Source organism: Nocardia ninae NBRC 108245 (assembly GCF_007990755.1).
GTDB classification, from domain to species: domain Bacteria; phylum Actinomycetota; class Actinomycetes; order Mycobacteriales; family Mycobacteriaceae; genus Nocardia; species Nocardia ninae.
The window spans coordinates 1-8,513 of sequence record NZ_BJXA01000149.1 but is presented as its reverse complement, the minus strand read 5'-3'; the positions used below and the strand labels follow the sequence as shown (position 1 = coordinate 8,513).

General features: G+C 63.6%; 9 protein-coding genes. 4 read left to right on the top strand and 5 right to left on the bottom strand.

Annotated elements, in window-relative coordinates:
* Window positions 1-108: 108 nt before the first annotated feature.
* From NN4_RS45885 to NN4_RS43840, 4 genes are all read left to right on the top strand, one after another.
* Window positions 109-519, top strand: a complete 411-nt coding sequence (locus NN4_RS45885; protein WP_222595278.1) for a hypothetical protein — start codon at window positions 109-111, stop codon at window positions 517-519.
* Entirely contained in the window at window positions 516-833 is a 318-nt protein-coding gene (locus NN4_RS43850; protein ID WP_222595277.1) for a transcriptional regulator, read from the top strand. Before NN4_RS45885 ends, NN4_RS43850 begins: the two co-directional genes overlap by 4 nt.
* An 89-nt stretch (window positions 834-922) precedes the next feature.
* Entirely contained in the window at window positions 923-1,108 is a 186-nt protein-coding gene (locus NN4_RS43845; RefSeq protein ID WP_147144197.1) for a hypothetical protein, read from the top strand.
* A gap of 10 nt (window positions 1,109-1,118) precedes the next feature.
* A complete protein-coding gene (locus NN4_RS43840; protein WP_147144194.1) occupies window positions 1,119-1,943 on the top strand; it encodes a GIY-YIG nuclease family protein in 825 nt (274 codons plus the stop codon).
* 443 nt (window positions 1,944-2,386) lie between these two features.
* On the opposite strand, the gene NN4_RS43835 is transcribed toward NN4_RS43840, so the two are convergent.
* From NN4_RS43835 to NN4_RS43815, 5 genes are all read right to left on the bottom strand, one after another.
* Entirely contained in the window at window positions 2,387-3,358 is a 972-nt protein-coding gene (locus NN4_RS43835) for an HAAS signaling domain-containing protein (protein ID WP_147144191.1), read from the bottom strand.
* A 9-nt stretch (window positions 3,359-3,367) separates the two neighbouring features.
* Window positions 3,368-3,694, bottom strand: coding sequence for a PadR family transcriptional regulator (locus tag NN4_RS43830; protein WP_147144188.1), 327 nt, complete (start codon window positions 3,692-3,694; stop codon window positions 3,368-3,370).
* Between the two features lie 189 nt (window positions 3,695-3,883).
* Window positions 3,884-4,735: a bifunctional DNA primase/polymerase gene (locus NN4_RS43825; protein WP_147144185.1), complete on the bottom strand. Its 852-nt coding sequence runs from the start codon at window positions 4,733-4,735 to the stop codon at window positions 3,884-3,886.
* A 21-nt stretch (window positions 4,736-4,756) separates the two neighbouring features.
* On the bottom strand, window positions 4,757-6,970 hold the full coding sequence (locus tag NN4_RS43820) for a tyrosine-type recombinase/integrase (protein WP_186818919.1): 2,214 nt from the start codon (window positions 6,968-6,970) through the stop codon (window positions 4,757-4,759).
* A gap of 188 nt (window positions 6,971-7,158) precedes the next feature.
* Window positions 7,159-8,412 (bottom strand): tyrosine-type recombinase/integrase, encoded by a 1,254-nt coding sequence (locus tag NN4_RS43815; protein ID WP_147144180.1) that lies wholly within the window; start codon window positions 8,410-8,412, stop codon window positions 7,159-7,161.
* Between the last annotated feature and the right edge of the window lie 101 nt (window positions 8,413-8,513).

Here is an 8,513-nt window from a genome sequence, read left to right as displayed (position 1 = left end):
GATGTTTTCTCCGGACTACGACGGGTGAGTTGGTGGCGGCCGTTTGGCAGCTCTTCGATTCTACTCAAGTACTTGCCATGAAGTTAAGTAGTTGTCATGATGGTTGGCATGGATTCGAGAGATGCGCGAGAGCACTTACAGACCGCCGACGTCGCCTATCGCGCCGCGGCGATGCCGAAGCTGCCGACCTGGGTCGTCGTAGCGTGTGGGGTACTGGCCGGTGCCGCTGTGGCTTTAAGTGGCCAGCACTCCTCCGACGGACGCGTCCGGGCGCTGTTCGTGGTGGGCGCGGCTTTGATGGTGGCCGCGGGCATCGGGTTGTTCCTCTGGGCTCGCCGTCGGCAAGGGCTGGACGGAATCCGAGGCCCGGCACGCGACGATCTCGTGACGATGCTGGTATGCCTGGTGCCGGTGTTCATGGTCGCGGTGGACCCAGCACCATATTTTCGCTGGCTGTATGTAGGGGTGGGAGTCGTGGAAGGGGTGCTGATCATGGCGATGCTCGGGAGGCGGCAGTGACCGCACGACTCGAGCCGATCCTCGCGACCAGTCCCACACGCCTGATGGTGGTCAGCTACCTGTCCGGATGCGATAGGGCCGAGTTCCAAGCGGTGCAGGAGTACTGCGGGCTGACCGCGCCTCACATGTCGAAGCAAGCCACGGTGTTGGCGGATCTGGGATACGTCGAGATCCACAAGGGCTATGCCGGTAAAAGACCTCGCACGTGGCTGTCGCTGACTGCTGCGGGGCGAACTGCCCTGCAAGGGCATCTGAGCGCGCTGCAGGAGATCGCCACCAACGCCGCGGCCGCGGCAGCGGAAAGGTCGGGGTGACCGGATGGCGCACCCGACGTGGGCACGCCCGCATCGCGAAGCGGGGATCCTCGATGTGTGGGCCGGACTCGCTGAAATCCAACGAAGTCGTGAATCCGCTGGTGGCCGGTGGAATGGGTGCCGACTGGCATCGCATAGCCACCGATTTCGATGATTTCAGTCTGCTGACGGTGACCGTCCGGTATCGGCGTGTTGGTGGCCGGTTCGCGGATACGGAGTTGCAGCAGTTGCCGATTGAGGATCTTTCTGGGCAGTTCGGACGCTGGCCACCGTAGCATCGCCTCCGTGGCAGCGATACCTCTCAGGAGCCTGATCGGTGAGCTCGACCCGGAGGCGTGCAAGCTTCACTGCGCGAAGTGGAACGGCGAGGACCATCCGATCGACGCCCTTGCCCGATCCTGGGACGAGTGGGTCGGGTGGAACCGCTGGCGTGGCACCCGCGACGACTTCAACCGCCAGTTCATCTTCTCGCTCGCCCGCGACAGAAGTAATTCGACTCATTGGCTGTTTGGTGGCGTCTTCGAAGTCGTCGGGCGTCGTCCCATTCCGGGTGAAGGCTCCTACGACATCGATCTGCGAGACGACCTGATGGGCGCATTTATCAAGCGCCTCGTCGTTTTGTTCAAACCACCGGGGCGGACCGTCCGATTGAACATGGAGACCTATCTGGACCAGATGGAGGTCATGTCTGTTCTTGAGCTGCCATACGCCGGTGAGCCTTTTCCCGGTCATGATCAGATCAACCACACTCTGGATGTTTTGGAAGTCGCCGTCAAACAGGACTGGCACGACTGGCGTGGCGCGTTGCAGCACATGAAGGGCGTCTACGTTATCCACGACGAGGTGACGGGCAAGCCTTACGTCGGCTCGGCATACGGCGACACCGGGATCTGGGCACGCTTGTGCGAGTATGTTGACTCGCTGCACGGCGGCAACGTCGAACTGCGTGAATTGGTCGGCGAACAGGGCGCAGGCTATGCGCGCACGAATCTGCGCTTCGCGCTCCTGGAGTTCTGGTCGATGCGGACGGCAGACGAGCACGTGCTTGCGCGCGAGAGCTACTGGAAGAACGTGCTGTTGTCGCGGAGATTCGGGCTGAACGGGAACTAGTAGCCGATGTCAACCCCGAAACCGTCGATGTCCGGCCATCCGCATGTGTGTGCGTAGATACGCGGGAAGCCTGATCAAGGCAGCAATTGTCAACGGCACGCGAATTCACGTGCTGTCGACAGCAATCGATAGAAGGGGATGTGTCAATGTCGGAAAATCCGTTTGATGACGACGACTGAGGTTTCACACCAGACCGTCGCTACCCGGAAGTCCCTGTGTCAGGGTTGCTTACCTTCCTGTGTTCGTCATGCCCGGCCCACGGCGAGTCGCCGAAGTGCCCGTTTTATTGATGCTCGTCGCACACCGACGCCGAGTAGGCGGTCCTGGACCCGCTGCCGCCACTATGCAATACCACTGGCAGGGACGGGCAGCCGGAGAAATGGCCGCGCTGGCTGGTGTGCGACGCGATCTTCTACCTGGCCAGTCCCGCTGAGTTCTCGAGCTCAGGGGTGGCGCGCGTCGCGGAACCGCTGGAACACCTGTTGTCCGCTGGACAGCAGGATGACGGCGCCTGTCAGGGTGTAGAAGGCGTCCGGAGTGTGCAGCGAGCCGTTGAAGTCGTCCAGGACGATCGGGTCGAACAGCATGTGCTGGTAGAGGATCCAGGCCAGCGGCAGGGCGAACAGCACGTGCCCGAGCGCGTACCAACCCGCCCGCAGGGGTGTCCAGTTGCCGGCCGCGACTCGGATCAGGTCGAGAGCCACGAGCACGCCCAGGCCGATCACCACTGGCCAGATCCACCCGTTCCACAGCGAGGGCTCGAGCACCTGCATGTGCCGGACGCTCCCGTCCGCGCCGTGAAGCCGGTAGGGCATGGCGATGTGCTGCCAGACGATCACGCCGAGCAGCAGCGCCGACCACATCGCCGAGCCGAAAGCGAAGTAGCCGCTCCGATCCGTCTGGTGCGGGTCGGACACTTCGTCCGGCAAGTCCTCGGGCGCCCAGGTGTCACCACCGACGAGCGTCGCATTGCGGTACCGGGTGCGCTGGGCCACCGCGAACGCCACCGTGGGCCAGGCGATCATCTGGGAGGCGGCGGTCACAGTCACCATGGCCGCGGTGAACACCAGCTGGCGGAGACTTTTGCCGTCCACCACGTCCAGGGCGACGAACAGGGCCACCACAAGCGGCAGGACCGTCGTCAGCAGGAGCTTCATCAACCGCAGGTAGCGCGGGTAGAGCTCGGGGCCGATCAGCGCGAGCGGCCGGTCCGCGAAACGCGCGGCGAGCGGGACCGGGTCGCCCATCTCGACGAGCACCTCACGCTCGGCCGTGCTCGAGTCGGCCGCGCCGCGTGCCTCGACCATGTCGGCGATGGTGACACGCAGCTCCTCGGCGATGTCGCCGCGCTGCTCAGCCGGAAGTCGGCGGATGACCTCATGCACGTAACGCTCTGTCAGCGAGCTCTTGCTCATCAATTCCCCCTAGATCAGTCGCGAGATCGAGGCGACCAGGGCCTGCCATTCCGACGTCAGCCCCTCACGTACCCGCGAGCCCTCGGAGTTCACCCGGTAGAACTTCCGTGGCCGCGATTCATCGACGTTCCACTCGCTGGTCAGCAGGCCCTGTTTGTCCAGGCGGCGCAGCAAGGGGTACAGGGTGTTGCCCTCGACCGGAATGCCCGCCTCGTTGAGCGTTTCCAGCAGCGCGTAGCCGTACCGCGGCTCCTCCAGCAGCACCAGGCAGGCCAGCACGACAGTGCCGCGGCGCAACTCCTGGGTCTGGTTGAGGATCAGCTCTTCTGGGCTCACATCGAACACAATACTGTGTGCCACACAGTATTGTCGAGCGACGAACCGCGCGTGAGTAAGTCGAGCTACGTCGACAACGCTGTTGTGGGCCAACGTACTTCGGTCAGAGATGAAGCAAACATATTGGTAACCAACGATCTTCGCGTGAAACGTCTGGACGCACTCTCTTCGGCATACCGGGCACTCGGGTCAGATGTGGCTGGCGCCATGGTCGAGCCCGTCGCTGATGGTGCGTTCGGCTTCGGTCTGGGTGAATTGATCGGTGCCGATGTGAATGGTGGTGGCGTTGTACAGGGCTGTGTACGCGTCGTGGTGGGTGAGCAAGCCTCGGCCGACGAGTCGGCCGAGGCTGTTGGCCGCCAGCAGCAGCGTTCGATGTCGGGTGCCTGTCGATGCGGTACGTACGCGGGTGGTTTGGTTGTCGAGGGCCTTTGCCACGTAGGCGTCGAGGTCCCGTGGTGCCGCGGTGGGGATGATCGGCGGCGGGGGAGTAATCAACGCGGTGGTCAGCCAATCGGGTAAGGGTATCGGCGTCCGGGTGTCGATCAGTCGGTAGTCCCCGCATCCGAGGCTGGATCCGGCCGCGACGACGTAGCCGCCGTGGCCCCGCGTGTCGATGTGCGGTCCCAGACGCCCGATGCTGTTGCGCAACAACGGTTCTACCGGTGCCAGATAGTACAGGTGAGCACCGCCCGATGGTGTGGCGACGGTATAGGTGGGGACCGGGACGGGGTGTCCGGTTGTGTCCGCTAGTTGTTCGAGAGCGTCGCGGCCGCCGCCGATGCCGGTCTGGGGCTGCGGTGTGGTCGGGGAGTGGGCGTTGTCGAGGTCGAGGACATAGAGGTGGCTGGGACCACACGCGATCCCCACGTTTCTGGTGGAGTTCTCAGGCCACCATGCGTTGATGGTGGAGGGGTTGGTGGTGGCTTGCTGTTCCCACCGTTGGATGGCGGGCTTCTTCGAGCGGGGTCGCAGCGGAAACACGAACCAGCCGCGGCGGGCTGCGGCGAGAGCGCTGTCGCGAAGCCGAGTGTCAGACATAAGGTTTCACCTCCGAACAGATCATGCGGTCGTGGACTTTCCGGGAGAACGCAACATCGGGACGCCGAGATCGGCCAGGGTGGCGGTGGCGGGGTTGGTCAGGGTTCGGTCCAGGGCGGCGAGTTTGTCTTTGCCTTTCGCGAGGCTGTATTTCAGTCCCTGGACTTCGCCGAGCCAACCGTTCATGGTGGCTTCGGTGATGCGATCGTCGAGGTTGCGGATGATTTCGATCAGCCGGTTGCGTTGGGTCGGTGCGACCCGCAGCATCGGACAACGTAGACAGGCGTGTTCGTGCTGACAGCTGGTGCCGTAGGGGCGAGCGCAGGTACCGAGTTCGAGTTTGCGGGTGTGGAAGTGCTGCTGGAACTCTTGCCATTCCGCGGTGGTGGGTTCGCGATACTCGGTATCGGGGCGCAGAGCACGGCGGCCGTCGACGTAGGTGCGGTAGGCGCGGATGAGGTCGTCTTGGAACACCGCGAGATAGGTTTGCGTGGTGGCGATGGTGCGGTGCCCGAGCAGGCGGGCCGCGATATGAACGGGCAGTCCACCGGTCACCGCTTCGGTGGCGAACATACGGCGGAAGTCGTGCGCGGTGTAGGCAAGGACCTCACCGGCTGTATCGCGTAGCCCGGTACGGGCCACCGCGTCGTTGAGTAGTCGACGGACGACGGTGTAGCTCAACACTTTCCAGCGGTGCGCGTGACGTCGCTCGAACAGGTGAGGCAATTCCGGGCCGGTGGTGCGCTCGTGCGGATCATAACGAGCGGTCAGCGCGACGATACCGGCGTTGCCTCGGCGCAGTCGGCTGATGACGGAGGCCAGGACGCTGGCGAGCTCCGGACTGACCAGCAGCAGGCGTTCCTCATCGGTCTTGGACGGGATGATCTGCAGCAGCGGTACCAGCTCGCCGGTATCGGGCAGCCGGTAGGAAGTCAGTGCGAGGTGGGTGATTTCGAGGAGTTCTTCCAGGCGCACGCCGGTGTGGCGCAGAGTCTCTATGATCGCCCAGGTCCAGAACGCCTCGTCCTCCGCGCGTGAGAGGTTGGTCCGGATCGCGGTCTCGGTGTCTTCGACGATGACGTCGTGTGGGCGGCGTTTGTAGCCAGTCGTCTCGTTGGCGGCGGTAATTCTGCGGTAGCGGTGTCCGTCGTGGCCGAAGACCTCCCCGACACGTGTGGCGGTGGCCGCGTCGAGAGCATCGCGGCATGTGTCGCGGTGCCCAGTGGCGGTGTCGACGAGCACAGGTAGTTGCGGCAGGCGTTCGCGGACGCGTTGATGCATCGCGGCGGTGGAGCGCTGGCGAGCTTTGACGATGCCATCGGTGTCGCCTTTGCGGACCGGGCTGCGAACGGCCCACTGCACCCAGTAGGGATCGGTGTGGGCCCACTCCTGGATGTCGAGGTAGAAGGCGCGGACCTGAGTCAGGATCTCCAGCACCGAAGTACGCGGCCGGATCGTGCCTCGCTTGGTCGTACATGTGCGCAACCGATGCTTCCATGCGGTGGCGATCTCGTCGGGCAGATCGAGGTCATCGATGCCGGGATGGTGTGCTTCGATGTCGGCCCAGAACGTTCCCACCAAGCGACCGATCATCGTGCGCAAGCTGTTGTAGTCCAGTGCGGGTGCACGTTCCTGGCAATAGCGGATCAGCACTTCCCGTGCCCGCGGGCTGGTGATGCGATAGAAGTCGACCAATTCATCGACCGGGCGCTGCCCCACGCGAATGGTCTCGGCCAACGATCCCTCGACCTCGAGGACACCGACCTCGCCGAGCAGATCCCAGGCGGTGTTGATGCCCTTGTTTGCCGTGTTGTGGCCGAGGTTCCAGTCTCGCTGCTCGAAAATGTCTGTGGCGGTGAGCGCGCGGATCGTTTTCCCGGTGTGCAGTGCCGTCCTTGCGATGACGCGGACAGCGTTGCGGTGTTCGAGTGCAGTCACTTTCAACGCTGTTGCCCGTTCGGCGACGCGGTCGAACATTTCCGCATCGATCGCTGCGGGGCCGTGTTCGTAGAGGAACTGCGACCTGTTGTGGGCGAAGTAGCCGTAGCCGGGATTGATGGTGCGCCCCAGCAACAGCCAATTCATTCCCGAACGCAACTCATGGTGGTTGATCGGCCAACCCCGCGGGTCCGCGGCGCTGAGTTGACCGAGCCAGTCGTAGCCGTCATCGATACCCGAAGCCGACCAGCGTTGCTGCCAGCCGACACCGGGTGACGACTCGAGCCATGCCAGCACTCGAAGCGCACCGCGCAACCGTTGCGCCTGCACAAACGCCTTGGAATCGAACCACGTAGGTAGATCGATCAGACGACGGGCGGCCGCCTCGGCCGAAAGGCGATCCGCCGGACCTGTGGCATGTCCCGGACACAATCTCCTCAGCGGCGCAACACTATTGGCTATCGACAGAGTCGGCTCGATGGTAGTCATCGGATCCCCTCCCCGAACAAAACATTCAGGTCCGCTGCGTCGTACCCCGCCGCCGGCGCAACAGGCGGGGCAGCGGCGTCGGTTACGCGGCGCTGCAGATGTTGAAGGACTCGCTCGATCACCTCGGTCTGGTCCTCGGCCAGATAGATGTCCGCGGTGGTCGAGAGATGGGCATGGCCGAGTATGACCTGGACATCACGCATCGATAGCGCCGAATCCCTGCTCATCCGTAACGCGGCGGTGTAGCGCAGATCATGCATCGACCAGTTGGTTCCCAGCAGCGCATTGACCCGACGGAATACCGCACGCAGCGCGTCATAACTCAACGGCTGCCGAGCCAGGCCGCCACCATGGTCGCGGCGTCGAAGGGTCTGCCACAGTGGCTGATTCGGCGGCAGCGGATCGCCGAGATCAGCCAGGTACAACCGGATCCACACGAACGCTTCCGGGCTGACCGGCAGCCATTGCTCGGCGCGAGTGCCCTTGCGCACGACGCGGACCAGCTGCTCGCCCCAGTCCAGATCCACCCCGGACCGGACACCGAGCAACTCCGCGGCACGGGCACCATTGCTGACCGTGACAGCAACGATCGCCCGATCACGATTAGAACGCAGACCCGAGAACAACGTGATCCATTGCTCATCGGGAATCGCCCGTGGCGTGCGATGAGGAACTTTCGGGTTGTACCGGATACGGCCCTGCGGGCGAAAGGGTTCCAGCGGGTTGTGATGCGCGTTCGCTCGGCCCCTGCCGCGACCCAACGGCACCGGATTGACTACAGGCCCCTCACCCAACTCGCTCCAGAAACTGTAAAAGGAGCGGATCACCGCATTGCTGTGCCGGACCGTGCGCGGCTTGTACCGATCGTCGAGATAGGGCTTGCGGGTAATCGGGTTGGTTGTGCCAGCGGTGGCGGTCGAAACTGTTCGCTGCGACCTGATCGGCTTGTGTGCCAGCCGCATCCACACAACCAGATCACGAGTTTCAGCTGAAGTGGCATGCTCCCAGTCGATACCCGCAACGCGCAGCCAGCGCCACCACCGCAGCAACCCGAAGGCATAACTGCGGACCGAGGACGGACTGCTATCACGTGCAACGAGGTCCAACAGGAAGCGTCGGATCGGTTCCACTGCAACACCATTCGGATCTACCACCAGCCAGGGCGCGGCATCATTGACGGCCACCACCGCACCCCACCGTGGCAGAACGATCAAAGACAGATCGGGCCGGGCGTCGCCGTGCGGTGTCATGCAGTCTCCTGAATCGAGCGGATGCACAAGGGGTACAGGGTGATTGAAGTGAGGTGACGTTCCAGGCCGGAGTGTCGTCGGCTAGTCCGGTCAACAGGTTG

Excerpts from the sequence above, each read along its gene's own strand:
- NN4_RS45885 (WP_222595278.1), top strand. The coding sequence starts at position 109 with ATGGATTCGAGAGATGCGCGAGAGCACTTACAGACCGCCGACGTCGCC.
- NN4_RS43835 (WP_147144191.1), bottom strand. The coding sequence starts at position 3,358 with ATGAGCAAGAGCTCGCTGACAGAGCGTTACGTGCATGAGGTCATCCGC.
- NN4_RS43825 (WP_147144185.1), bottom strand. The coding sequence starts at position 4,735 with ATGTCTGACACTCGGCTTCGCGACAGCGCTCTCGCCGCAGCCCGCCGC.
- NN4_RS43815 (WP_147144180.1), bottom strand. The coding sequence starts at position 8,412 with ATGACACCGCACGGCGACGCCCGGCCCGATCTGTCTTTGATCGTTCTG.